28 protein-coding genes are annotated in these 23,022 nt (G+C 64.4%); 12 read left to right on the top strand and 16 right to left on the bottom strand.

Features of this window, described 5'->3' with window-relative positions; all coding sequences use genetic code 11:
- Positions 1-16 precede the first annotated feature (16 nt).
- Positions 17-475, bottom strand: coding sequence for a hypothetical protein (locus ACPVPU_RS10690; protein WP_448657928.1), 459 nt, complete (start codon positions 473-475; stop codon positions 17-19).
- Positions 444-656, bottom strand: a complete 213-nt coding sequence (locus ACPVPU_RS10685) for a helix-turn-helix transcriptional regulator (RefSeq protein ID WP_448657927.1) — start codon at positions 654-656, stop codon at positions 444-446. Before ACPVPU_RS10685 ends, ACPVPU_RS10690 begins: the two co-directional genes overlap by 32 nt.
- A gap of 251 nt (positions 657-907) precedes the next feature.
- Here ACPVPU_RS10685 and ACPVPU_RS10680 point away from each other — a divergent pair, with 251 nt between their 5' ends.
- Genes ACPVPU_RS10680 through ACPVPU_RS10670 form a run of 3 tightly spaced genes read left to right on the top strand, consistent with a single transcriptional unit; the run spans position 908 to position 6,178 of the window.
- The gene (locus ACPVPU_RS10680; RefSeq protein WP_448657926.1) at positions 908-2,125 is read left to right on the top strand and encodes a bifunctional alpha/beta hydrolase/OsmC family protein; all 1,218 of its coding nucleotides are present in this window, start codon (positions 908-910) and stop codon (positions 2,123-2,125) included.
- Between the two features lie 49 nt (positions 2,126-2,174).
- Positions 2,175-4,409 carry a DNA topoisomerase IV subunit A gene (parC, locus tag ACPVPU_RS10675; RefSeq protein WP_448657925.1) on the top strand — a complete coding sequence of 745 codons (2,235 nt, stop codon included), beginning with the start codon at positions 2,175-2,177 and terminating at the stop codon, positions 4,407-4,409.
- Between the two features lie 56 nt (positions 4,410-4,465).
- On the top strand, positions 4,466-6,178 hold the full coding sequence (locus tag ACPVPU_RS10670; RefSeq protein ID WP_448660490.1) for a putative bifunctional diguanylate cyclase/phosphodiesterase: 1,713 nt from the start codon (positions 4,466-4,468) through the stop codon (positions 6,176-6,178).
- Here ACPVPU_RS10670 and ACPVPU_RS10665 read toward each other — a convergent pair.
- The 4 genes from ACPVPU_RS10665 to ACPVPU_RS10650 all read right to left on the bottom strand — a co-directional run bounded on the left by ACPVPU_RS10665 (position 6,118) and on the right by ACPVPU_RS10650 (position 9,092).
- Complete coding sequence (locus tag ACPVPU_RS10665) at positions 6,118-7,350, bottom strand: CCA tRNA nucleotidyltransferase (RefSeq protein WP_448657924.1); 1,233 nt, start codon at positions 7,348-7,350, stop codon at positions 6,118-6,120. The genes ACPVPU_RS10670 and ACPVPU_RS10665 overlap by 61 nt on opposite strands.
- Positions 7,347-7,949 (bottom strand): CoA pyrophosphatase, encoded by a 603-nt coding sequence (locus ACPVPU_RS10660; protein ID WP_448657923.1) that lies wholly within the window; start codon positions 7,947-7,949, stop codon positions 7,347-7,349. The genes ACPVPU_RS10665 and ACPVPU_RS10660 overlap by 4 nt, the downstream gene beginning before the upstream one ends.
- Positions 7,946-8,509: a DUF1285 domain-containing protein gene (locus tag ACPVPU_RS10655; RefSeq protein WP_448657922.1), complete on the bottom strand. Its 564-nt coding sequence runs from the start codon at positions 8,507-8,509 to the stop codon at positions 7,946-7,948. Before ACPVPU_RS10655 ends, ACPVPU_RS10660 begins: the two co-directional genes overlap by 4 nt.
- A 64-nt stretch (positions 8,510-8,573) precedes the next feature.
- Positions 8,574-9,092, bottom strand: a complete 519-nt coding sequence (locus ACPVPU_RS10650; RefSeq protein ID WP_448660489.1) for a GNAT family N-acetyltransferase — start codon at positions 9,090-9,092, stop codon at positions 8,574-8,576.
- Between the two features lie 199 nt (positions 9,093-9,291).
- On the opposite strand from ACPVPU_RS10650, the gene ACPVPU_RS10645 reads away from it, so the two are divergent.
- Together ACPVPU_RS10645 and ACPVPU_RS10640 are read left to right on the top strand one after the other, a co-directional pair.
- Positions 9,292-9,660 carry a dihydroneopterin aldolase gene (locus tag ACPVPU_RS10645; protein ID WP_448657921.1) on the top strand — a complete coding sequence of 123 codons (369 nt, stop codon included), beginning with the start codon at positions 9,292-9,294 and terminating at the stop codon, positions 9,658-9,660.
- Positions 9,657-10,445 carry an SDR family oxidoreductase gene (locus ACPVPU_RS10640; RefSeq protein ID WP_448657920.1) on the top strand — a complete coding sequence of 263 codons (789 nt, stop codon included), beginning with the start codon at positions 9,657-9,659 and terminating at the stop codon, positions 10,443-10,445. The genes ACPVPU_RS10645 and ACPVPU_RS10640 overlap by 4 nt, the downstream gene beginning before the upstream one ends.
- 12 nt (positions 10,446-10,457) lie before the next feature.
- On the opposite strand, the gene ACPVPU_RS10635 is transcribed toward ACPVPU_RS10640, so the two are convergent.
- Positions 10,458-11,276: a hypothetical protein gene (locus ACPVPU_RS10635; protein WP_448657919.1), complete on the bottom strand. Its 819-nt coding sequence runs from the start codon at positions 11,274-11,276 to the stop codon at positions 10,458-10,460.
- A gap of 263 nt (positions 11,277-11,539) precedes the next feature.
- Here ACPVPU_RS10635 and ACPVPU_RS10630 point away from each other — a divergent pair, with 263 nt between their 5' ends.
- The 6 genes from ACPVPU_RS10630 (at position 11,540) to ACPVPU_RS10605 (ending at position 14,973) form a co-directional block, all read left to right on the top strand.
- Entirely contained in the window at positions 11,540-12,223 is a 684-nt protein-coding gene (locus tag ACPVPU_RS10630) for a TonB family protein (RefSeq protein WP_448657918.1), read from the top strand.
- 61 nt (positions 12,224-12,284) lie between these two features.
- Entirely contained in the window at positions 12,285-13,052 is a 768-nt protein-coding gene (locus tag ACPVPU_RS10625) for a MotA/TolQ/ExbB proton channel family protein (protein WP_448657917.1), read from the top strand.
- A gap of 94 nt (positions 13,053-13,146) precedes the next feature.
- Entirely contained in the window at positions 13,147-13,626 is a 480-nt protein-coding gene (locus ACPVPU_RS10620) for an ExbD/TolR family protein (RefSeq protein ID WP_448657916.1), read from the top strand.
- 12 nt (positions 13,627-13,638) lie between these two features.
- A complete protein-coding gene (locus ACPVPU_RS10615) occupies positions 13,639-14,070 on the top strand; it encodes an ExbD/TolR family protein (RefSeq protein WP_448657915.1) in 432 nt (143 codons plus the stop codon).
- A 121-nt stretch (positions 14,071-14,191) separates the two neighbouring features.
- A complete protein-coding gene (locus ACPVPU_RS10610; RefSeq protein ID WP_448657914.1) occupies positions 14,192-14,332 on the top strand; it encodes a hypothetical protein in 141 nt (46 codons plus the stop codon).
- A 266-nt stretch (positions 14,333-14,598) separates the two neighbouring features.
- Positions 14,599-14,973 carry a tetratricopeptide repeat protein gene (locus ACPVPU_RS10605; RefSeq protein ID WP_448657913.1) on the top strand — a complete coding sequence of 125 codons (375 nt, stop codon included), beginning with the start codon at positions 14,599-14,601 and terminating at the stop codon, positions 14,971-14,973.
- A gap of 74 nt (positions 14,974-15,047) precedes the next feature.
- Here ACPVPU_RS10605 and dcd read toward each other — a convergent pair whose 3' ends face one another.
- From dcd to ACPVPU_RS10585, 4 genes are all read right to left on the bottom strand, one after another.
- Positions 15,048-15,602, bottom strand: a complete 555-nt coding sequence (dcd, locus tag ACPVPU_RS10600) for a dCTP deaminase (RefSeq protein WP_448657912.1) — start codon at positions 15,600-15,602, stop codon at positions 15,048-15,050.
- A gap of 103 nt (positions 15,603-15,705) precedes the next feature.
- Positions 15,706-16,149, bottom strand: coding sequence for a cytidine deaminase (locus tag ACPVPU_RS10595; RefSeq protein ID WP_448657911.1), 444 nt, complete (start codon positions 16,147-16,149; stop codon positions 15,706-15,708).
- Positions 16,150-16,156: 7 nt separating this feature from the next.
- On the bottom strand, positions 16,157-16,849 hold the full coding sequence (locus tag ACPVPU_RS10590; protein ID WP_448657910.1) for a GH25 family lysozyme: 693 nt from the start codon (positions 16,847-16,849) through the stop codon (positions 16,157-16,159).
- Between the two features lie 5 nt (positions 16,850-16,854).
- Positions 16,855-17,337, bottom strand: a complete 483-nt coding sequence (locus ACPVPU_RS10585) for a UPF0262 family protein (protein ID WP_448657909.1) — start codon at positions 17,335-17,337, stop codon at positions 16,855-16,857.
- A 108-nt stretch (positions 17,338-17,445) separates the two neighbouring features.
- Between ACPVPU_RS10585 and ACPVPU_RS10580 the strand changes: the two genes are divergently transcribed.
- On the top strand, positions 17,446-18,936 hold the full coding sequence (locus ACPVPU_RS10580) for a replicative DNA helicase (protein WP_448657908.1): 1,491 nt from the start codon (positions 17,446-17,448) through the stop codon (positions 18,934-18,936).
- Between the two features lie 54 nt (positions 18,937-18,990).
- Here the strand turns inward: ACPVPU_RS10580 and ACPVPU_RS10575 are convergent, their stop codons facing one another.
- The 5 genes from ACPVPU_RS10575 to cobA form a co-directional block, all read right to left on the bottom strand.
- Positions 18,991-19,773: a phosphoadenylyl-sulfate reductase gene (locus ACPVPU_RS10575; RefSeq protein WP_448657907.1), complete on the bottom strand. Its 783-nt coding sequence runs from the start codon at positions 19,771-19,773 to the stop codon at positions 18,991-18,993.
- Complete coding sequence (locus ACPVPU_RS10570; protein ID WP_448657906.1) at positions 19,766-20,191, bottom strand: DUF934 domain-containing protein; 426 nt, start codon at positions 20,189-20,191, stop codon at positions 19,766-19,768. The genes ACPVPU_RS10575 and ACPVPU_RS10570 overlap by 8 nt, the downstream gene beginning before the upstream one ends.
- Complete coding sequence (locus ACPVPU_RS10565) at positions 20,184-21,815, bottom strand: nitrite/sulfite reductase (RefSeq protein WP_448657905.1); 1,632 nt, start codon at positions 21,813-21,815, stop codon at positions 20,184-20,186. The genes ACPVPU_RS10570 and ACPVPU_RS10565 overlap by 8 nt, the downstream gene beginning before the upstream one ends.
- Positions 21,816-21,928: 113 nt before the next feature.
- Positions 21,929-22,222: a DUF2849 domain-containing protein gene (locus tag ACPVPU_RS10560; protein ID WP_448657904.1), complete on the bottom strand. Its 294-nt coding sequence runs from the start codon at positions 22,220-22,222 to the stop codon at positions 21,929-21,931.
- The gene (cobA, locus tag ACPVPU_RS10555) at positions 22,219-23,019 is read right to left on the bottom strand and encodes a uroporphyrinogen-III C-methyltransferase (RefSeq protein WP_448657903.1); all 801 of its coding nucleotides are present in this window, start codon (positions 23,017-23,019) and stop codon (positions 22,219-22,221) included. The genes ACPVPU_RS10560 and cobA overlap by 4 nt, the downstream gene beginning before the upstream one ends.
- Between the last annotated feature and the right edge of the window lie 3 nt (positions 23,020-23,022).

Raw genomic sequence — 23,022 nt, 5'->3', positions numbered from 1 at the left:
GTGGCAACCCACGGGTTCAGGTGCGCAGTTTCTTCCAGAGATAGGTCAGGATCAGCGTCAGATAGATGACCACGAAAATGGCCTCGTGGCTTGGTTCGGGCAGCAGCGCGCCCTTCCACAGGAAGAACCAGACCGGATAGCCGACCAGATAGATGTTCAGGGCGATGACAGAGGCAAATCGGTTGGTGCTGCGTTCCAGCTCGTCCGTCGCCTTGTGCAGCCGCCAACCGCCATAACAGACCGCGATCAACCAGATCGCCGATGCAGCGATTGCCCAATAAGCGGGTATCCCCTCCAGAAACCCGCCATCCGGCTTTTCCAGCCGGGCGGACAGAAAACCGACGGCAAAGCCCGATGCGATCAGCGCGGCAAGGATCCAGGCGATCCTGCGCCGACGCTGCTTCTGGGCGGTTTCGCCGATGCCGGGCGTCGGATCCATCGGCTCAACGGCCATCGCCTTCACTCCTTTCATCATCGAATATCTCCTCGATATTCAGACCGAACAGCCGGGCGATCCGGAACGCCAGCGGAAGCGAGGGATCGTATTTCCCCGTTTCGATCGCGTTGACTGCCTGGCGCGAGACGCCGAGCCGGCCGCCAAGTTCGGCCTGGCTCCAGTCGCGTTCGGCGCGCAGCACTTTCAGCCGGTTCTTCATCCACACCTCGACGTCCTTCCGGTGTCGTTATCACCTGACCTTGTGTCAGGCAACGCTGACTAAATGACAGCGAGTCGTGTCTATGTCAATAAGACCTGACTAAATGCCATGGTGCAATGACATATGGTCATTGCACCATGACAGAATATGCGCCGGATTCAGCATGTTGCTCTGGCCCGGTAACCGCGCCAAAGTGACCGGCGAACGGGGAACTTGGCCGTAATCAAGCGGCGGACGGGAGAATCGACGGGATGGCGACCACGACGGTGCGATTCGCCGGGGGACAGGGCGCCATGCTGGCGGCATCCATCGAAATGCCCGTCGGTCCGGTGCGAGCGGTGGCCCTGTTCGCGCATTGTTTCACCTGCACGATGCGCAGCCATGCCGCGACGCGGATCACGGCTGCGCTGTCGGCAGAGGGGATCGCCACGATGCGGTTCGACTTTACCGGCCTGGGCGGCAGCGAAGGCGATTTTGCCGAGGCAGGATTTGCCGCCGATGTCGAGGATCTGGTGGCGGCCGCGACCTATCTGGAGGAAACGATCGGTGCGCCTGCCATTTTGATCGGCCATTCGCTGGGCGGCGCAGCGGCATTGGCGGCGGCGGGCCGAATTGCGTCAGTGCGGGCGGTGGCGACCATCAGCGCGCCTTTCGATCCCGCGCACGTCCTTCATCGGATCGATGGCGACCTTGCGACGATCGAACGGGAAGGGTCGGGACCGGTGACCATCGCCGGACGGAAGTTCACGCTGAGCCGCCGGTTCATCGACGGGGTGCGCTCGACCGATCCTGCGACCCATATCGGTGGGTTGGGCCGCGCCCTGCTGGTATTGCACAGTCCGGTCGACGAACTGGTCGGCATCGACAACGCTCGCCAGATTTACGAGGCCGCGCGCCATCCCAAAAGCTTCGTCACGCTGGACAGCGCCGACCATCTGCTGACCGGCAAGGCCGATGCGGCCTATGCTGCCACGATCATCGCGGCCTGGGCCGGGCGCTATCTGTCTGCGACCCAGCAGGACATGGTCGACGATCTTGCCCCCGGCGAGGTAATGGCGGGCAATGCCAATGGCCGCTTCGGCACGACGCTGCGCACCCGCGATCATCACTGGCTGGCGGACGAGCCGGAGGATGTCGGCGGCGAAAACGCCGCGCCCGGCCCCTATGACCTGCTGCTGGGGGCGCTGGGTGCTTGTACCAGCATGACCGTCAGGCTGATCGCCGAGCGCGAGCAGATTCCGCTGGATCAGGTGACCGTCCGGTTGCGGCACGAACGCAACCACGAACATGACAGCGAGGCCGCCCCTGCCGACCCGGGCGCACGGATGCAGGCCATCTGGCGTACTGTGTCGTTGCACGGCGCGATGACCACCGCCCAGCGCGAGCGGCTGATCGAAGTGGCGGATAAATGCCCGGTGCACCGCACGCTGACGGGCGACTTGCATATCCACACTGAGGTTGCGGACTGAATGCCATCCCCCTCGCGCGCGGCGCTGACCCCTGTTAAGGGCGGATAAGATGCCCAGCGATCCGACCGACCCCTTCAATCATGTCATAGACCACCCGTTCGACAGCGCGTTGTCCGAGCGCTATCTCGTCTATGCCCTGTCCACGATCACCGCGCGTTCGTTGCCGGACGTGCGCGACGGATTGAAGCCGGTTCACCGGCGGCTGTTGTGGGCCATGCGCCAGCTGCGGCTCGACCCCAACCAAGCCTACAAGAAATCGGCCCGCGTGGTCGGCGACGTTATCGGCAAATATCATCCGCACGGCGACCAGTCCGTCTATGATGCGATGGTGCGCCTGGCCCAGGATTTCGCGCTTCGCTATCCGCTGGTCGACGGGCAGGGCAATTTCGGCAATGTCGACGGCGATAACGCCGCAGCCTATCGCTATACCGAGGCACGCCTGACCCAGGTTGCCATCGACCTGATGGCCGGGCTGGACGAGGACGCGGCCGATTTCCGCCCGACCTATAATGGCGAGGAACAGGAACCGGAGCTGTTTCCGGGGCTGTTCCCCAATCTTCTGGCCAATGGCGCGGCGGGCATTGCCGTGGGTATGGCGACCAGCATCCCGCCGCACAATGCCGCCGAGTTGCTGGATGCCGCCATCGGCCTGATCGACAATCCCGACGCCGATGTGCTGGCGCATGTGAAGGGGCCCGATTTTCCGACCGGCGGCCAGATCATCGACAGTCCGGCCGCAATCGCGGAAGCCTATGCCACGGGGCGCGGCGGGTTCCGGGTCCGGGCGCGGTGGAGCATCGAGGATCAGGGCCGCGGCACCTGGGTGGTGGTGGTCACGCAGATTCCTTACGGCGTGCAGAAGGGCAAGCTGATCGAACAGATCGCCACCCTGATCAACGACAAGAAGCTGCCGATCCTGGCCGATGTGCGCGACGAGAGCGCCGAGGATATCCGCATCGTGCTGGAACCACGCAGCCGGACCGTCGATGCTCAGGTGCTGATGGACGGCCTGTTCCGCCTGACCGATCTGGAAAACCGCTTCCCGTTGAACCTGAACGTCCTCGACAAGGATCGCACCCCCCGCGTCATGGGTCTGGGCGAGGCGTTGCGGGCATGGGTCGATCATCAGTTCGTCGTGCTCAGGCGGCGCACGGAGCACCGGTTGGCCCGGATCGCCGACCGCATGGAACTTGTTGGCGGCTATATCATCGCTTTCCTGAATCTGGACCGGGTGATCGAGATCATCCGTACGGAGGATGAGCCGAAACCGGTGATGATGGCCGAGTTCGAGCTGACCGATCGTCAGGCCGAGGCCATCCTGAACATGCGGCTGCGCAGTCTGCGCAGGTTGGAGGAAATGGAGCTTCGCCGCGAGCGGGAGGCACTGGAAAAGGAACAGGCCGAGCTGACGACCCTACTGGGCAGCGAGGCGCGCCAGCGCACCCGGATGAAGCGCGACCTGACGGCCATTCGCAACCGGTACGGACCCGACACCGAACTGGGCCGCCGCCGCACGCTGATCGAAGAAGCCGCCGCAGCGCGGGACATTCCCCTGGAAGCGATGATCGAGCGCGAACCGATCACGGTCATCCTGTCCCAGCGCGGCTGGATCCGCGCGATGAAGGGCCATGTCGACCTGGGCAGCGCCGATGCGCTGAAGTTCAAGGAGGGCGATGGTCCGCGCCTGGCCTTTCATGCCCAGACGACGGACAAGCTGTTGCTGGCGGCCGATAATGGCCGGTTTTACACGCTGGCTGCCGACAAGCTGCCCGGCGGTCGCGGCTTTGGCGAGCCGGTGAAGCTGATGGTCGATCTGGAGGGCGAAATCGCTGCCCTGTTGCCCGCCAGTGCCGGCGAACGGCTGCTTGTCTCGGCCAGCGATGGTCGCGGGTTTGTGGTGCGAACCAGCGACGTGATGGCCGAAACGCGCAAGGGAAAACAGGTCGTGTCCCCGCGCACCGGCGGACGGCTGGCCGTCGTGCGGCCGATCGCGCCGGGCGACGATTATGTCGCAGTGATCGGCGACAACCGCAGGATGCTGGTATTCCCGCTGGCCGAGCTTGCCGAAATGGCCCGCGGCCAGGGGGTTCAGTTGCAGCGGTACCGCGAGGGCAGTCTGGCGGATGCCCGGACCTTCCGCTTCGATCAGGGATTGAGCTGGACCATGGGCGGGGAACAGGGGCGGACCCGCACCGAACCCGACCTGTCCGCATGGCGCGCGGCACGGGGGGCAGCCGGGCGAACGCCGCCCAGCGGATTTCCACGCAACAACCGCTTCGACTGATCCCGCTGCCTGGGCTTTAGTGCAACTTAACGAATTGCGGCTAGGCCGGTCGGGTGATGAACCTGCTGGGCCTGATCGGGTCACGTACCCCGGATCCGTCGACGCGTGATGCGTCGGAGGAATGGCTGCAGCCACGCCGGGCGAGGGAAGCTAGCAGTTTCATCGATTTGCTGCCGGTGCCCGCTGCGCTGATCGACCGTCGGGCGGATGGATTGCACTGCACCGAGCGGAATGCCCCGTTCCGGCTGGTCTTTGGCGATGACCCTTTGCTTAAGGGGTTGCTGGATCAGCATGCCGACCGGTTCGACGGACCGGCGGATGGAGCAGGATCATCGGTTCGGTTTGAATGGCAGACGGGCGAAACCGTCGACAGCCGCCATTACGAGGTGACGGTTTCTCCCCTCGATCCCGACATGGCCAGCCGGTTTTTGATCACGCTGCTCGACCGCACGGCCGAGTTGCGCACCGATCAGTCGCTTCGCCGCGAAATGATGACCGACAGCCTGACCGGCCTGCCGAACCGGGCGGGCTTTGCGGACCTGCTGGACGATCGCGCCCGGACGGAGGATGGCTCGCGTTTTGCCGTGCTGGCGCTGAACCTGGACCGGTTCAGCCGGATCAATGCGTGCATGGGCGGCATTGTTGGCGACGAATTGCTGATCTCCGTCGCACGGCGGCTGAAAGGCGCATTGCGCGCTGGCGACGTTTTGGCCAGGACGGGCGGTGACGAATTCGCCATCCTGATGCGGCTGGACGTCGGCCCGGCCGATGCGCTGCAGGTCGCCGGGCGGATCGAAAGCGCCCTTTCGACCCCGTTTCGCCTGTCCGATTTCGATATCCGCATCGATTGTTCGATCGGCATTGCCTTGGGCAATATGGGCGACGGCGATGGCGAAACGCTGATCCGGTTCGCCCAGTTTGCGGTCAAGCGATCGAAAAAGACCGGGGTTACCGAAATCTACGCGCCGGGTGCCTTTGCCGTTCTGCATACGGAGTTCGGGATCGAAACGGCGCTCCGCCGGGCGATCGATCATGGCGGCCTTTCGCTTGCTTTTCAGCCGATCTGCGACCTGGCGACCGGCGGCATCCGTTCGTTCGAGGCGCTGGCCCGCTGGTCGGATGAAGAAGGGAGGCCGATTTCCCCGGCCACTTTCATCCCGGTTGCGGAGGAATCGGGGCTGATCGTGCCGCTCGGCCGATGGGCGATTGATGAAGCGGTGCGCCAGATCGCCCAATGGGACGCCGAAATGGGCGGCGAAAGCGGCATCGCCGTCGCGGTCAACCTGTCCGCGATCCAGATTCAACGCGACGATGTGGTCCCCCTCGTCCAACAGGCGCTGGCGCATTACGGGGTCAACGGCAACCGCCTGACCATCGAATTGACCGAAAGCGCGATCATCGCCGATCCCGACCGGGCAATCGCCACACTGGACGCGCTGAAGGGGCTGGGCGCATCGCTGGCGATGGACGATTTCGGCACCGGCTATTCCAACCTGGCCTATCTGCAGCGCCTGCCAATCGACACGCTCAAGATCGACCGCAGCTTCATCACTGACATGCTGACCGATCGGGACAAGGTCGCCATCGTCCGTGCGATCCTGTCGCTGGCCCAGGCACTCAATATGACGACGACGGCCGAGGGGGTTGAGAGCCGCGAGGTCGAACAGACCCTGGCCGCGCTCGGCTGTTCGATGGGGCAGGGCTATTATTATGCCCGGCCGTTGCCGCCGTCGGACGTGCTGTCGTTCCTGCGGTCGCGCAACATCTGATTCGTCACATTCCGGGCGATGACCAGCGCGGCATCGCCATCGGGAAAGCCCGCATCGATCCACTGCGTCTCGATGCGACGCAGCGCGGCGGCTACATCCGGCCCGCGGGTCAGCCCCATCTCGATCAATATGCCCCCATTGACCGGAAGCCGCGGCGGCACCCATTCCGCCAATTCGCCCACCGATCCGGCATCACCGTTCAGCAGCAGCCGGTCGACGGCGGACACCGGCCCGATTCGCCAGGCGAGGCCCCGCGGCGAATCGTCGACGGGACCGATGGCGCTTTCCATCCGTTTGCGGTTGGCGTTGGACAGGCGCAGGCGGGCGGCGACGCCAGCCACGATGTCGGGACGCGGCGGCAGCAGTGCCGCCAGCCGGCGGATCGGATCCGGCGCGACGCCGCCCGCCGCCTCCTGCCCGATCAGCGCATGCAGCCGCTCGATACCGCTGGCCTCGATCTCGGGCAGGATCGGCGAAAAAATGCCGTTGGCCTGCATCAACGCAGTCACTTGCGCGGCCGCAGGGGTAACCAGCAGTTTCAGCAATTCCGAAGCCACGCGTTCGCGCGACAATGCCATCAGGTCGTTGGCACGGACGATACATGCCGCCAGCCCCTCGGCATCGGGGGTATCGCCGAACCGTGCCATGAACCGAAAGAACCGAAGGATGCGAAGATGATCCTCGGCGATGCGAGTCAAAGGATCGCCGATGAACCGGACCCTCGCGGCGGCCAGATCGTCCAGCCCACCGAAATAATCGTGGATGATCCCGCTGCGGGGTTCGGCGGACAGGGCATTGATGGTGAAGTCCCGGCGTGCAGCGTCCTCGCGCCAATCCGTCGAAAACGCGACGACGGCGTGGCGGCCATCGGTTGCGACATCGCGCCGCAGGGTCGTGATCTCGATCGGGCCATCGGGCAGCACCGCAGTCACCGTGCCATGTGCAAGACCGGTGGGCACGGCGCGAACCCCGGCTGCGGCCAGGCGGGTCAGCACCGCATCGGGCTCCAGCCGGGTGGCGATGTCGATATCCGCAACCGCCAGCCCTAGCAGCGTGTCGCGCACCGCTCCCCCGACATACCGCGACAATCCCTCGGCACCGCCAAGCAGTTCGGTCAGGCGGATCAGTTCGGGTCGATGGCGCCATGGCGCGTCGGGCAGATGGCGGGTCATGCGAATGTCCGCAGGCGATTGGACAGGGCGACGATCATCGCGGCGGTGGCTCCCCAGATATAATGGCCGGGCCAGTCGATCTCGACATAGCTGCGCATCCGCCCTTGCCATTCCCGCCGCACGGTCCGGTGCCTTCTCGGGTCGATCAGTATATCCAGGGGCACTTCGAACCAATCGGCCACTTCCGCCGCCGCTGCGATCAGGGGCAGATCGGGCGGGATCACCCCGATGATCGGTTGAACGGCATAGCCCGTGACCGTCCGATATTCTCGCATATGGCCGACGACCGATACCCGAGTCGGGGGCAGGGCGACCTCCTCCTGCGCTTCGCGCAACGCAGCGGCCACGGCGTCCCGATCCTCGGGATCGATCCGGCCGCCGGGAAAGGCGACTTGCCCCGCATGCTGGTTCAGCCGGTCCGCTCGCCGGGTCAGGATAACGCCCGGTTGCGGCCGGTCCGTTACGGCAATCAGCACGGCGGCCGCCACTGGCGGGGCGCTGGATGGCGGTTCGGCGTCATCGGCATGCGGGGTAGCGACCGGATCGTCCGCCGTATCCGCCAATGCCCGCGCCAGCCGATCAGCCAAGGTATCCGTCACCTTGGCAACATCGGAAAAAGCTCGCCATGGCTCCAGACGCCTGCCGGTTCGGCGGCGTCCTCGGTCGCCAGCATCGCCAGCTCGTAATAGACCGGGCGGACGATCAGCGCCCGCATCCCGCCCCGCACCGACAGATAGGGTCGCGGGCCATCGGCGGTTTCGGTGACGATCAGCGGATGATCGGCATCAAGCGGAACTAGGTCGCCGGTATTCAGGCGAAACGCGATTCGGCGTTCGGCGCCAGCCCCCTCGCTTGCCATCTCGGTTGCAACGAACGGGGCGTCGTCCACCGCGATGTCGAGCTTTTCCACTGGCGTGACCAGGACGTGCCGACCATCGGCCTCCAGCCGTAACAGCGTCGAAAACAGCCGCACCATTTCCGTGCGATGGATCGGCCGTTCCTGATGAAACCAGGTGCCGTCGCTGGCGATCCGCATCTCGCTGTCGCCGCAATGGGGCGGATTCCAGCGATCGACCGGCGGCAGGACGCGCTGTTCGACCAATCGCGCGATGTCGGCCATGCTCAGGTTGGCAAGATCCGGGGGAGGGGGCATCGGCATCCCGGTCGTCCTAACGGCTTCGCGTGCTACGGGAAAGGGCCGCTCGCCCGGGTGGTTGCGCCGTTCAGTCAGCGACGATGCGGGGTACGACCAATCCGGTTGCATCCGGCACGGCCGCTCCGCGTGCCAGCAACCGGCGGACCTCGACCGGTCCCGGCAATCGCCAGTGTGCCGTGCGGTCGGCCGTAAATCCGTGAAAGCGGCCATAATATTCGGGATCGCCGATCAGCATCAGTGCGTCGGTACCCGGCAACGATGACTGGTCGGCGGCGGCCAGGCACTTCGCCATCAAAACCTGCCCGATGCCGCGCCCTTGATGGTCGGGATCGACCGCCACCGGGCCGATCATCGTCATGGGGATCGATCCGCCCGTATCCAGCGCCAGCGCGACCGGCCAAGCCTGGATCATGCCGATCAGTTGTCCGCCCGCGTCCGCCAGCCCCGTGCTGAGCGATGCGATCGCCGTGGTGCCCGCCCGGATGCGATAGGCCGTCCGCCCGTGCCGGTCCGGTCCGAACGCACGGTCGAGCAGCGCCTCGCGATGCGCGTGGCTGAAACGGTCCAGGGGTTCTAGCAACGACACGGGCATCGCAGGCCTTTGTTCAGCGGTCGGGTCGGTCGCCCGGCGCGCCGCGCCTTAGCGCCCGTCCACCGGCGGCGAAAGAGGCTTTCAAATCGGGGAGGGTGGCCACATGCCGCAATTATGCTGCCGATGGTTGCGGAGCACCGCCGCTCGGCCTATTCGCGCGACGAATTTGGTTCGCGGGATAAAGGCAGTGCCGGTGCAGGATCGTTTGCAGTTGCAGGTTTCCGACCTGGAAGTCGATGTGTTGACCGGCGTGTATTCGGAAGAAACGCACCTGGCACAGCCGCTCAGGATATCGATTTCCGTCGATCTGGATTGCCCCGACCATTATGCGCCCGACACCCCGCTGGATGCATCGAAAAGCTACCTTGACCTGAAACACGCGGCCACCGGCCTGCCCGCCGGCGTCCATTTCACCCTGATCGAGGGGGTGGCCGATCACATCGCGCAGACCCTGTTCGTCCAGGATGCCCGGGTGCAGCGGGTGGAGGTCAAGATCGTCAAGCTGGCCATTGCCGAGGCTGGCGAACAGATCGGCATCACCATGGTCCGCCACCGGCGATGATCCAGCCATCGCCCGCTGCGGTCGACGCGCCTGTCGCGCTGGTCACCGGCAGCGGCCGACGGTTGGGCGCTGCAATCGCGGCGCGGCTGGCAAGGGCCGGCCATGCGATCGCGTTGCACGGTTCGCATGACGGCACGCCGGAGGGCGAATTGGTTGAGGTGCTGTCCGATCACGCACCCGGTCATGCCTGGTTTACGGCTGACCTCTCTGATCCGACGGCCACGGACGGGCTGGTCCGGCGGGTGGCGGACCATTTCGGCCGGCCGGTCACAATACTGGTCAACAATGCGTCCCGCTTTTCCGCGATGGACGGGGCAGAGACGACCCATGCCGACCTGATGGCCCATCTGGCGGTAAATCTGGTCGCGCCGGTGCTGCTCAGTCAGGCGATGGCCGCCGGTTTGCCTGCTGGCGTCCAGGGCAGCGTGGTCAATATCCTGGATCAGCGGATCCGGCAGCCCCCCAGGGACCAGCTGGGCTATACCGTGTCGAAACAGGCGCTGGCAGAGGCGACGCGGACCCTGGCGACGACCTATGCCCCGCACGTTCGCGTCAATGCGGTCGCCCCTGGGCTAACGCTGGCGACCGCGGAATATGGCACGCAGCAGATGGCGCGGCTGGAACAGATGATGCCGCTCGCCCGGTTGGCCACCACGACCGAGATTGCCGATGCGGTCGCGTTTCTGGTCGGCGCTCCGTCCGTAACCGGCCAGACCCTGTTCGTCGATGGCGGCGCGGCACTTACACGGTACGACCGGGATTTCGTCCATCTCGCCCGCGACTGATCGCCCCTGCGTTCAGCGTTTGGCCCCGCACGGCCCGAGCTCGCTGCGGATCAGCGCATAATCCTCTTTCGCAGCACGTTCGGCCTCCGCCGTCTCGGTCGCCAGACTGCCCGCTGGCGGCATTGGGGGAAGGCCGCAGCTGAGACGATAATAGAGCAGCGTTTCGGGCTGTGGCGGCCCCGCTGCCTGATCGACGATATCCCCCAGTGCCACGGCCCAGCGGCGTTCCGTGCCTGGCCGACGCTGGACCAGCAACGAAACCGGCTCGCCCGTGCTTGTCGCGAGGAAAATCTGAGTCTCGCCTTCGCCAGGCAGGCTGCCGGGGACGTGAAAGATGTTGCTGATGCGGACGATTTCCGGCGGCGCAGCCGGGTCCAGGATCTCGCGGATCACCGAACGGGCGATCTCATCGACCCGCGGGCTCCAGGGCTGCTGCGCATTCAGGCCCACCAGCTGCAGCTGATCCGGGCGGGTAGCGACGGGACGACCGAACAGCAGGACGCGCGACTTTTTGAGCTTTGGTGGCTTTCCGCGCGCATCCAGCGGCACGTCCAGCACATAGCCGATGCGGGGGGGCACCGTTCCCGAACCCCGGATCAGCGCACCGACGTCGGCGGTGACGTAATAGCGGTGCCAACCGGGCGGAACCATGGCGGCTTCCGGGCCGGTGATTCGGGCCAGGCTGCGAATCGTGGCATCGACCACCACGGTCGATCGAAGGCTCAGATCGGCAATCTCCGGATAGGGGGAAGGGGCCTGCCCCATTTCGGCCATAGACAGCGCTGTCTGCGAATAGGCTGGCGGGACCAGCAGGATGGCAGCAACAGCCAAACCTAGATTCGTTGGAAATACGTGCATTTTCATCTCGCTGCGCTTCGGTTTGGCGGGGGTCATAGCCGTTCCCGGCTGAACGCGACATTATACGATTATTACGTCAGACAAAGCGTTTGCGTCATGTGGGAGGGCACGATAGAGAAATACCGACGCGTTAACGGACCGTCAGGGCTTGTGGCGCGGAGAGGGGCGGGGACACCGATGGGCATCGGTGGCTTCTGCCTTTTTTATGTCTGGTTTAGAGGGAGTGTGGTTGCGGAATGGCCTATGCTGACCGGGACGCAGGCGGCAGCCGGATCGTGGCAATTGTCACGGTATCCATTCTCATGGCCATTCTTGGCTATGCGTTTGTGACCGGCCTCGCCATGAAATATGTGAAGGAGGCGGCGACAGAGCTCGACGTCTTCGAGGTGGCGGAACCGCCGCCGCCGCCGGAGGAAGTTCCTCCTCCACCGCCGGAGCAGCCGCAGCAAGTGACGCAGCCGCCGCCGGTCGTGACGCCGCCGCCGATCGTTCGGACGAACACGCCGCCGCCGGTCGTCATTCAATCCGTGACCACGCCGCCGCCGAACTATGCGCCGGTTCCGGTCGCCGCACCGCCGGTTCCGGCAGCGCCCGTGGCGCCGCCCGCACCGCCGAAGCCTGTGGTCAGCAAGGCCGCCGGTGCCAAGGGTGACCCCAGCAGGTGGGTGACGACCGACGACTATCCGTCGCGCTCACTGGACGCCGGCGAGGAAGGCACCACCGCCATTTCCTGGGACATCAACGAAAGCGGGCGCGTGGAAAACTGCCGCGTGACCAGCTCCAGCGGCTCGGCCGCCCTGGATCGTGCAGCCTGCGCGGCCATCACGCGCCGCGGCCGCTACGAACCGGCGAAGGACCAGAACGGCGCTCCGATCCGGTCCAGCTCATCGCGGCGCGTCGTGTGGCGGATCCCGCAATAACCTGTTGAACCCGGGCTGGGCCCGATCATCGATTGACTGATTTTCAGAGGAAGACTGAAACATGCTGACCACCATCTACGCCGAAGGCGCTGCAACCAACGATTTCGACATCCTGCACGCGCTGAACGAAGGCGGCATCATTTCCTGGTCGACGGCCATCATCCTGACGGTGATGCTGTTCGTGTCGCTGTACATCATGTTCACCAAGCTGTTCGAGCAGCAGAAGGTGATCAACCAGGCGAAGCGCGTTCAGGGCACCTTCTGGAGCAACATCTCCAACCTGCGCGAAGGCGCGGCCAAGCTGGAAAAGAACACCGCGTTCCGCCAGATCGTCGATGACGGCATCGATGCTCAGGAGCAGCACAAGAAGCTGACCGACCCGGTCGAGGCGCATGACTGGCTGCACGGTTCGCTGGCCCGTTCGGAAGGTCAGATCAACTCGCAGCTGAACACCGGCCTGGCCTTCCTGGCGACCGTCGGTTCGACTGCTCCGTTCATCGGTCTGTTCGGTACGGTGGTCGGCATCTTCCGCGCGCTGATCAAGATCGGTGCAGAGGGCGACGCATCGATCGGCACCGTTGCCGGCCCGGTGGGTGAAGCCCTGATCATGACCGCGCTGGGTCTGGTCGTCGCCGTGCCCGCGGTTATGGCGTACAACTGGCTGCAGCGTCGCAACAAGTTCATCCAGGAACAGCTGAGCGCGTTCTCGAACGACGTGCTGGGCTTCCTGGCTTCGGACGGTGCGGTCCGTCCGGCGGTTGCGACCAAGAAGGCACCGGCTGCACCTGCTGCCAAGCCGGTCGCTCCGGCCGCCAAGCCCGCCGTTTAAGGACGTTAACGCCGGAGCCGGCGGCGGGGATGCCGTCGGCTCCGGTCTCGCAAGCGCCACCGGGCGCGCTGCGATCAGGACAGGAACTTTGTAAATGGCAATGAGTGTAGGCGGAGGCGACGAAGGCGCGCCGATGTCCGACATCAACACCACCCCTCTGGTGGACGTGATGCTCGTGCTCCTCATCATCTTCCTCATCGCGATCCCGGTTGCGATCCAGTCGGTCGAACTCGAACTGCCGAAGACGGCATTCGAACCGACCCTGACCAAGCCGGAAAACGTGTTGCTCGCCGTTCGCGGCGCGCCCGACGGCAGCGGTTGCGAGGTCTATTGGCTGCAGACCCAGGTCGACAGCAAGGAACTGACCGAGCGCGCGGTGAAGGCGCTGGAAGACGAGATCGAAAAGCAGGGTGGCAAGGGCAATCCCAATCTGGAACTGCCGGAAGTGCATATCCGCGGGGACGTGAACACGCCCTATCGCTGCATCGGCGGCACCATCTACACCATGCAGGCGGCGGGTTTCCCCAAGGTCGGCTTCATCTCGCAGCCGCCCGTCGGCTCGCAGGCCCAGTAAGGAGAGTTTGCCATGGCAATGAGCACCGGGAGCGCCAGTTCCAGCGATCCGATGATGGAAATCAACACGACGCCGTTGATCGACGTCATGCTGGTGCTGCTGATCATGCTGATCATCACGATCCCGCCGCAAACTCATGCGGTGAAGATCGATCTGCCGCAGCCTGATCCCAACGATCGCCGCGATGTCATCGACACGCAGAAGAACAAGATCGTCATCGATCCGGCCGGCACCATCCTGTGGAACGGCAGCCCGGTCGATGAACCGACGCTGGCCAATTACCTGGAACAGTCGAAGAGCATCCAGCCCGAACCCGAACTGCATTTCCAGCCGGATGCGCAAGCGCGGTATGAAAAGGTCGATGAGGTGCTGGCGATCATCAAGCGGTCGAACGTCACCAAGCTGGGTTTCGTCGGCAACGAACAGTACCGCAACGACTTCTGATTCAATCGATCCTGCTGATCGTTCAAGGGGTGCCCTGGCGGGCGCCCCTTTTTCGTTGGTGATCGCGGTTGCCGACGCTCAAAATCGCCAAAGGAATTGCCTCGCCCCAATCGGTGCAATGGTGATCCAGCGCATCGCAACCGGCTTCGTCGAACAGGCCATGCACGTCGATTGTACGATGCGTGCCGTCCTGCTCCGCATCTGCCCTGCATTGCTGGTTCGCCAATGCGCCACGCCGGGCAGGCTTTCCGATGCAGCCTAAATACCGTTCAAGTTCCGGCGCCCGGACAGCCACTTGCTCGCTGGGGCTTGGCCGGTGGTCAATTCAGCCGATCTGTTTCATCCCGGCACAGACTGACACGCGGCGCGGTGGTCCTATCGCTAGCCTGTCAGGCTTACCCCCTCCTCCCTAAAATGCGACCGTGAATGGGATCTCCGTAATGTTACATATCGATGACATTTTGCTTGCGAACCGTCATCAATGTGTCATCATCCTGCAATCACAACGTCATTGTAGGAAGGATTGCCATGTCTATTTGGAAGTCGCTCATCCCTGCAGCAGCGCTGGCACTGACCGTTTCGGTGCCGGCGCTTGCCGAGGAACAGGCTTTGCCCGTCGCCCATGCAGCCATCATGCAGGGGGATTATGAAGGCGCGGAGCGCGCGCTGCAGCGGGAGGCGCGGTTCAATCCAGACCGGCCGGAAATCAAGCTCAATCTGGCGGCAGTGATGGTGCAGACTGGCCGCTACGCACAGGCACGGGCGCTGTATGACGCCATCCTGGCCGGGCCGGACGCGCCGATGGAATTGTCCGCCGGTCGGATCGTCAGCGCCCATGCGATTGCGCGCACTGGGCGGGCGATGGCCGACAAGCCCGAACAGCGGGCCATGGCCGCACGCTGATTAATCCGGGGGCCGGTCGCGGCGCGGATCGTCGCTGCGACCGGACAGGGCCGCCTGTCCCGACGGCCCGCTTGTTATAAGCGCGGCAGGGTCACGCCGCGCTGCCCCATATATTTGCCCGCCCGGTCGGCATAGCTGGTTTCGCAGGGCTGATCGCCCTTCAGGAACAGGAACTGGCACGCACCTTCATTGGCATAGATGCGCGCTGGCAGCGGCGTCGTATTCGAAAATTCCAGCGTCACATGCCCCTCCCATTCGGGTTCCAGGGGCGTCACGTTCACGATGATGCCGCACCGCGCATAGGTCGATTTGCCGAGGCAGATGACCAGCACATCACGCGGCACCCGAAAATATTCGACGGTGCGAGCCAGCGCAAAACTGTTGGGCGGAATGATGCACACATCGGTCTGGCGATCGACAAAGCTGTTCGATGCGAAGTTCTTTGGATCGACGACCGCGCTGTCGACATTGGTGAAAATCTTGAACTCGTCTGCGACCCGCGCGTCATAGCCATAGCTGGACAGGCCATAGCTGATACAACCTTCGCGCCGCTGCCCCTCGACAAATGGCTCGATCATGCCGTGATTGCGAGCCTGTTCGCGGATCCAGATGTCGGACAAGATCGTCATTGGCGCTCCAGCGGTCGATTGGCTGCAAACCCTTTGCTGGATTTCTTCCGGTGCGCAAGTACGCCGCCGGTTGACCCGGCGATTAGAGCGGTGCGACGTCGTGTCAGCCGATGCCCAGGCTGGCCGGGCCGAACGCGTGGGGCAGCAGTTCCGACAATCGGTGCCGTTCGATCGCGCCGCCATCAAGGCCCGAACAGTAGATGTCCAGATCGCGGCGCCCCATCTGTGCCGACTCGTTCAGCACCTGACGGCAGCGGCCGCATGGACGGACCGGATCCGTGCTGCCGCCGTCCATCGTTCCGCCCACGATGCCGACCGCCACGATATCGGCCAGCCGGCCCTGTGCATTGGCACTGGCCGTCGCCACGGTTTCGGCACAAAGCGACAGGCCGTAGCTGGCATTTTCGAAATTGCATCCGGTGATGACCGTGTCGTCGGTCAACAGCAAGGCAGCGCCGACGGCATATCGGGAATAGGGGGCATGGGCATTGCGCGCCGCTTCGCGGGCTGCCGCGATCAGCCGCTCGGGGATGGATGAACCGCTCATGCCGACGTCATGGCGCAACGGCCAGCCAGCGAACAGTCCCTTTCGCGCCCGCAATTCGCCGCGTGTCGCTTGCCTGCCAGATGCGCCACGGCCGGGCGAGGTAATCGGGGATGAACAGCCGCCGGGTCGCCATGACGGGCCGTTCTATCGCCGCGCTGACCTGCCATTCGTCCTCGGCCTCGGCGGTGATGGACAACAGCATCGGCTTGCCCAGATGCCGTTCGGAAAGGCTCAGAAAGGTGCGCACCGACATCAGCAGGTCCTGACGGGCCATCGCTTGCGGGCAAGCCGGATCGCGGTCGATGTGCAGGATGGCGGGCAGGGCGTCGGCGGTGCGGGGGACGGTGCTGATGAACAGCCGCGCCTGTTCGTCGACCGCTTGGCAGGGCGAGAACCGATGGATCGCGCCGCGCCGGATCGATGCGTCGAACAATTGCTGCCAATGCTGTTCGAACAACGGATCGCGCATGCCGGCACCGGTGGTGGCCAGGACATAGGCAAAATCGACGGCATCGGTCCGCGCCGCAAACCAGTCGACCGGGCCGTTCGATGCGTCGACGGCGACGCCCTGGATGGGAAACTGGTCGGACGCCGGGCGCCACCTTGCAGCGGCCGTCCAGATCAGGGCAGCCCCCGCCACGACGGCGCCCAGCATCAGGAACAATGCCCAGGTTGCGGGCCGGAGGCGCGACTTGGCCATCGCAATCACGCGCGGATGTGCAGGACGCAAATCAGGGTGAACAATCGGCGCGCGGTGTCGAAATCGACCTCGATCTTGTCCGCCAGCCGCTCGATCAGCAATTCGGCACCCTGATTGTGGATTCCCCTTCGCGCCATGTCGACGGTTTCGATCTGCTCCGGCGTCGCACTACGCAGCGCCTTGTAGTAACTGTCGCAGATGGCGAAATAATCGCGGATTATCCGACGAAATCGCGCCAGACCGAGCAGCAGGCTTTCCAGCAGTTCGCCGTCTTCGCGCTGGATCTCGATGGCCAGCCGCCCGTCCTCGACCCGCAGCGCGATACGATAGGGGCCGGCATATCCGTCGGGATAGGCACGCATCGGCGAGAAATGATTGGATTCGAGCAGATCGAGCATGGCGATGCGGCGCTCCTGCTCGATTTCCGCACTGCGCCACAGGATGGTGCGCTCGTCCAGCGAGATATCAATGATGCGCGTGTCCGCCATGGGCCATTGTCCGTGCCGCGATCGGCGCGCAAAATCAATCGTGGGTTTTGCCGGATATCCACAGGTCGCACCGCTTGAGCCAGCGGTCGCCGGCCTTAAAGGAACAGGATGGCCGATATCGATTCCCCCGTTCGCCCCGATCCCGAAACCCAGCGGCTGCCGCAGAATGTCGAGGCAGAGGCCGCGCTGCTGGGTGCGATGATGATCGACAACAACCTGGCCGACGACGTGGTCGAGATGCTGGAGGCGCAGCATTTCTACGAACCGGTGCATGGCCGCATTTTCGAGCGCATCGCGGGCCTGCGCCGGGACGGGATGCTGGCCAATCCGGTGACCATGCGCCCGCTGTTCGCCGAGGATACCGGCATGGCCCAGCTGGGCGGGCCGGGCTATCTGGCGCAGCTGACCGGCAGTGGCGCGGCGTTGATCGGTGCCAAGCAGTTCGCGCGGCAGATCAAGGATCTGGCGATGCTGCGCGCCCTGATCCAGGTCGGTCGCGGGCTGGTCGAAAGGGCAATGGACACCAGCGAAAGCGTGGATCCGAAAAAGCAGATCGACGAAGCCGAAGCCGCCTTGTTCGGCGTGGCGGGCGAGGGCGCCGCACTGCAGGCGGTCAAATCCTTCCATTCCGCCAGCCAGGCCGCGATCGAACTGATCACGCGCGCCCGCAATGCCGGCGGTGGCCTGTCCGGTGTCACGACCGGATTCGAATCGGTCAACGGCCGGACCGGCGGTCTGCAACGATCCGACCTGATCATCCTGGCCGGGCGACCCGGCATGGGCAAGACGTCGCTGGCCACCAACATCGCCTTCAATGCCGCCCAGCGATTCATGGAAGACGAGCGCCGGGGAATCGATCCTTCCAAATCGGCCGGCGCCAAGGTCGCGTTTTTCAGCCTGGAAATGTCCGCCGACCAGCTGGCCATGCGTATCCTGGCCGAACAGTCGGGGATCAATTCCGAAGACCTGCGCATGGGCAATATCGGCAAGCTGGAGTTCGCCAAGCTGGCCGATGCCGCCGTCGATCTGTCCAACCTGCCGCTGTATATCGACGACACGGCCGGGCTGACGATTTCAGGGCTGCACACCCGTGTCCGCCGCCTTCAATCCAAGCTGAATTTTCAGCTGGGCCTGATCGTTGTCGATTATCTGCAGTTGCTGCAGGGGTCGGGGCGCAATTCCGGGGATAACCGCGTTCAGGAAATCTCTGAAATCAGTCGCGGGCTGAAAACGCTGGCCAAGGAAATGAATGTCCCGGTCATCGCGCTTTCCCAGTTGAGCCGTGCGGTGGAAAGTCGGGAGGACAAGCGGCCCCAGCTGTCGGACCTGCGCGAATCCGGATCGATCGAACAGGATGCCGACATGGTCTGGTTCGTCTATCGCGAGGATTATTATCTGGCGATGCGGGAGCCGGGCGAGCCGGGGGACGACAAGCATACCGCCTGGGCCGAACAGATGTCGCGCGTCCACGGCCTGGCCGAACTGATCGTCGCCAAGCAGCGCCACGGCTCAACCGGCCGCGTGATGCTTCGGTTCGAATCGAACATCACCAAGTTCAGCGATTATGACGGGCCAGGCTATTCGGGCGGTGGAGACTGACGTGCCATCCGGGTGCGGGAGAAAACCCTGACCCTTCAGCCCTGAACCCGCCGTTCAGAAGCTCGGCTGTTCCGGATCGCCGTCCGGCACGGGCAGGTGGATGCCGCATTCGGTCTTGTCCCACCCGGACCATCGCCCCGACCTGGCATCTTCACCGGGTGCCACGCGCGCAGTGCACGGTGCGCATCCGATCGAGGGATACCCCTGTTCCACCAGCGGATGCCGGGGCAGGTCGTGGGTGGCCAGATAGGCCTGAAGGTCGTCGGACGTCCAGGTGACCAGCGGGTTGAACTTGATCCGCCCCTGCGCATCGGACGCATCCAGCTCGAACCGGGGCAGTGCTGCACGGGTCGATGCCTGGAATGCCTTGCGGCCCGTGATACTGGCATCGAAATCAGCCAGGGCACGTGCCAGCGGAATGACCTTGCGGATTTCGCAGCACCCATCGGGATCATAGGACCAGCGCAGGCCGCTTTCGTCCTTTTTACCCAGTGTTTCTGGATCGGGCTGAATGATGCGCACATCCTTCAGGCCGAGATATGCGGTCAGGGTGTCCCGATAGGCGATGGTTTCCGGGAAATGCTTCAGCGTATCCAGAAAGATGACCGGAGTCGCCGCATCCACCTGAGCGATCAGATGCAGCAACACCGCCGATTCCGCCCCGAAGGACGACACGACGGCCGTATCGCCCAGCATGCGCTCACCCAGGACGGTGCGCAGCATTTCCGGGGTTTCGGTACCCCGGAACAGGTTGTTCAGCCGATGCGCATCGGCGGCGACGAACCGCGGCGCGCTGTCGATCCGGTCGACCGGGCGGACGGCAATGGCCTTAGCCATGACGCAGCTTCCACACCGGCACCGCGGCGTCGGCAGCGGGCTGATAGACATGGGGCAGGACGGTCAGCGCATGGTGCGCCACCGCCGGATCGATCGGAGCGCGCGGGGCAAAGCTGTCGAACCCGCAACGCCGCATGACGTTCAACTGATCGACCAGTACGTCTCCTTCGGCACGCAATTCGCCGACAAACCCGGCTTCCCGCAGGATACGGGCGGCGGAATAGCCGCGGCCATCCCGGAATGTCGGAAACGCGATTTCCACCAGCGCCAAACGTTCCAGATGCGCGATCAGCGTGCGCGCATCATCGCCCGGCTCCATCCGGACGGCGGTGGCATTGGACTGCCCAAGGAACGCCTCCAGCGGCACCGGCTGTTCCTGTGGCGCGGGATCGTCACGAAAGCGGAGCAACTCAGCCATAAAGCGCCTCCTTGAACGGGGCCATGCCGATGCGGCGATAGGTGTCGACAAAGCGCTCGCCCTGTTGCCGGTCGCGCAGATAGACGTTGGTCACGGTCTCGACCGCATTGACGATGCCGTCCTCGTCAAAACCCGGCCCGGTGATCGCGGCCAGGCTGACGTCCTCGGCGCCGGAACCGCCCAGCAGCAGCTGGTAGTTTTCAACCCCTTTCCGGTCGACGCCCAGAATGCCGATATGGCCGGCATGGTGGTGCCCGCAGGCATTGATGCAGCCCGAAATCTTCAGCTTCAATTCGCCCAGTTCGCGCTGGCGATCGATGTCGGCGAAGCGGGCGGCGATCTTTTGCGCGACGGGGATCGACCGGGCGTTCGCCAACGAGCAATAATCGAGACCCGGGCAGGCGATGATATCGCTGATCAGGTCGAGGTTCGGCTCGGCCAGCCCAGCCTCGACCAAGGCCTGCCACAGCGCATGAAGGTCGCCCTTGCGCACATGGGGCAGCACGATGTTCTGGGCATGGGTAACGCGCAGTTCGTCAAAGCTGTAGCGTTCCGCCAGCCCTGCCATGATGTCGATCTGGTCTGCCGTCGCATCGCCGGGGATGCCGCCCTTCGGCTTCAGGCTGATCGTCACGACCGCATAGCCCGGCCGCTTGTGCGCGGACACATTCTGGTCGAACCAGACCGCGAAGTCGGGATCGCTGCGGTCCACCGTATCGACAAGGCCGGCTTCGAACGGGGGCGGCGCAAAATACGCCGCGATCCGATCAAACTCCGCCTGGGGCGGGTCGATCCCCAGCGCCTTCACCGCGACGAATTCTTCCTCGACCTGCTGGCGATAGGCATCCGGACCAATCTCGTGCAGCAGGATCTTGATCCGCGCCTTGTACAGATTGTCGCGGCGGCCATAGCGGTTATAGACCCTCAGGCACGCCTCGAGATACGACAGCAGATCGCTCAACGGAACGAAGTCGCGGATTTCATGGGCGATCATCGGCGTGCGGCCCATGCCCCCGCCCACGAAGACGCGGGCACCATGCGCGCCGTCGCGCTCGATAATTTCGATGCCGATATCGTGCAGCCGCATCGCCGCGCGATCCACCGGCGAAGCGATCACCGCGATCTTGAACTTGCGCGGCAGATAGCTGAATTCGGGGTGGAAGGTGCTCCATTGCCGAAGCAGCTCGGCCCAGGGCCGTGGATCGGTGATTTCGTCCGCAGCCGCGCCGGCGAACTGGTCAGACGAAATGTTGCGGATGCAGTTGCCGCTGGTCTGGATCGCATGCATTTCGACCGTGGCCAGCTCGGCCAGAATGTCCGGCGCGTCTTCCAGCTTGATCCAGTTGTACTGGATGTTCTGACGCGTGGTGAAATGGCCGTACCCGCGATCATATTTCCGCGCGATATGGCCCAACATCCGCATCTGCCGACCATTCAGCGTCCCATAGGGGATGGCGACGCGTAGCATATAAGCGTGCAGTTGCAGATACAGGCCATTCATCAGCCGCAGCGGCTTGAACTGGTCCTCAGTCAATTCCCCGGCCAGCCGGCGGCGCACCTGGTCGCTGAATTCGGCGACGCGGGCCTCGACGATGGACTGGTCGTACTGATCGTAACGATACATGGCTTATTGTTCCTGACGCGGACGGTTGAGGCCGTTGCGGGTAAGGGGATTGGAGCCGCCGATGCGGCCGTTCCAGGCCGAAATTGCCGAGACGATGCTGAACCGCGTCCGCATCATTTCAGTACCGCCGCCACATCGGCATCCGGAGCCAGGCTCAGATCCAGCCGGACCGTCGGGCCAAGCGCGCGGATCCGTTCCTTGATATGGTCGGGACGCGGCCCATCGGCTGTCGGCGTGGCATCGACGAGATAGCCGGAATTGACGCGGCGGGCGCTCTGTTCGGCGGCCAGGATCGCCTCGCCGTCCGGGCCGACGTCCACTGCGTCCGCCACATGGCGCGACCATCCCGATCCGGTCCACCAGATCACGTCGCCAGTGCCAAGGTCATTTCCGGTCACCAGTTTCACGCCATCGCCTCCGCCTTGGCTGCCAATTGATCGAGCGAATCGGTCGCCTGCGCCAGCGCCGCAACCTCGCCCACCACGATGATCGCCGGGCTGGCCACGCCTTCGCGCACGATCATGTCGCCCAGATCGGTCAGCAGCGTCCGCAGCACCCGCTGGTCCGGGCGCGTGGCCCGTTCGATCACGGCGACGGCAATGGCCGGCGACACCCCGTCTGCAATCAGTTTCTCGGTAATCTCGCCCGCGGTGGCGACACCCATATAGATGACCAGCGTCCGCCCCTTGCCCGCCAGCCCGGACCAGTTCTGATCGGACAGGCCACGGCATTGACCGGCCACAAAGGTAACGGCGCTGGAATGGTCCCGGTGAGTCAGCGGCAGCAGCGTTCCGGCCGCGCCGCCGATCGCGGCCGAAATGCCCGGGATGACTCGGACATCGATACCGGCGGCGCGCACGGCCTCCACCTCTTCGCCGCCACGCCCGAAGATGAATGGGTCGCCGCCTTTCAGCCGAACGACATCCTGACCGGTCCGGGCCAAGGTCACCAGCAGGTCGTTGATACCCTCCTGCGGCAGCGCATGGCGTGAGCGCTGCTTCGCAACGCTGATCCGCCGGGCATCAGCCGGGATCAACGCCATGATGTCGGGTCCGACCAGTCCGTCGTGCACCACGATGCGAGCTTCGCAAATCGCCCGGTACGCAGCAACGGTCAGCAGGTCCGGGTCGCCCGGCCCGGCACCGACCAGGATCACCTGGCCAGGGGCGCGCGGTTCCGGCGATTGAGCAGAGGTGCAATGCATTGA

The organism is Sphingomonas paludis (assembly GCF_053502515.1).
Note: the sequence above shows the minus strand (reverse complement) of the source record. Positions and strands in the feature narration are given on the sequence as shown.

Bases quoted from the DNA above. Each gene is read 5' to 3' on its own strand.
- ACPVPU_RS10690 (WP_448657928.1), bottom strand. From the start codon at position 475: ATGATGAAAGGAGTGAAGGCGATGGCCGTTGAGCCGATGGATCCGACG.
- ACPVPU_RS10605 (WP_448657913.1), top strand. From the start codon at position 14,599: ATGTCTATTTGGAAGTCGCTCATCCCTGCAGCAGCGCTGGCACTGACC.
- ACPVPU_RS10640 (WP_448657920.1), top strand. From the start codon at position 9,657: ATGATCCAGCCATCGCCCGCTGCGGTCGACGCGCCTGTCGCGCTGGTC.
- ACPVPU_RS10670 (WP_448660490.1), top strand. From the start codon at position 4,466: ATGAACCTGCTGGGCCTGATCGGGTCACGTACCCCGGATCCGTCGACG.
- ACPVPU_RS10615 (WP_448657915.1), top strand. From the start codon at position 13,639: ATGGCAATGAGCACCGGGAGCGCCAGTTCCAGCGATCCGATGATGGAA.
- ACPVPU_RS10655 (WP_448657922.1), bottom strand. From the start codon at position 8,509: ATGCCGATGCCCCCTCCCCCGGATCTTGCCAACCTGAGCATGGCCGAC.
- ACPVPU_RS10665 (WP_448657924.1), bottom strand. From the start codon at position 7,350: ATGACCCGCCATCTGCCCGACGCGCCATGGCGCCATCGACCCGAACTG.
- ACPVPU_RS10595 (WP_448657911.1), bottom strand. From the start codon at position 16,149: ATGAGCGGTTCATCCATCCCCGAGCGGCTGATCGCGGCAGCCCGCGAA.
- dcd (WP_448657912.1), bottom strand. From the start codon at position 15,602: ATGACGATCTTGTCCGACATCTGGATCCGCGAACAGGCTCGCAATCAC.
- ACPVPU_RS10685 (WP_448657927.1), bottom strand. From the start codon at position 656: ATGAAGAACCGGCTGAAAGTGCTGCGCGCCGAACGCGACTGGAGCCAG.
- ACPVPU_RS10620 (WP_448657916.1), top strand. From the start codon at position 13,147: ATGGCAATGAGTGTAGGCGGAGGCGACGAAGGCGCGCCGATGTCCGAC.
- ACPVPU_RS10580 (WP_448657908.1), top strand. From the start codon at position 17,446: ATGGCCGATATCGATTCCCCCGTTCGCCCCGATCCCGAAACCCAGCGG.
- ACPVPU_RS10590 (WP_448657910.1), bottom strand. From the start codon at position 16,849: ATGGCCAAGTCGCGCCTCCGGCCCGCAACCTGGGCATTGTTCCTGATG.
- ACPVPU_RS10570 (WP_448657906.1), bottom strand. From the start codon at position 20,191: ATGGCTGAGTTGCTCCGCTTTCGTGACGATCCCGCGCCACAGGAACAG.
- ACPVPU_RS10625 (WP_448657917.1), top strand. From the start codon at position 12,285: ATGCTGACCACCATCTACGCCGAAGGCGCTGCAACCAACGATTTCGAC.
- ACPVPU_RS10680 (WP_448657926.1), top strand. From the start codon at position 908: ATGGCGACCACGACGGTGCGATTCGCCGGGGGACAGGGCGCCATGCTG.
- ACPVPU_RS10630 (WP_448657918.1), top strand. From the start codon at position 11,540: ATGGCCTATGCTGACCGGGACGCAGGCGGCAGCCGGATCGTGGCAATT.
- ACPVPU_RS10585 (WP_448657909.1), bottom strand. From the start codon at position 17,337: ATGGCGGACACGCGCATCATTGATATCTCGCTGGACGAGCGCACCATC.
- cobA (WP_448657903.1), bottom strand. From the start codon at position 23,019: ATGCATTGCACCTCTGCTCAATCGCCGGAACCGCGCGCCCCTGGCCAG.
- ACPVPU_RS10565 (WP_448657905.1), bottom strand. From the start codon at position 21,815: ATGTATCGTTACGATCAGTACGACCAGTCCATCGTCGAGGCCCGCGTC.
- parC (WP_448657925.1), top strand. From the start codon at position 2,175: ATGCCCAGCGATCCGACCGACCCCTTCAATCATGTCATAGACCACCCG.
- ACPVPU_RS10575 (WP_448657907.1), bottom strand. From the start codon at position 19,773: ATGGCTAAGGCCATTGCCGTCCGCCCGGTCGACCGGATCGACAGCGCG.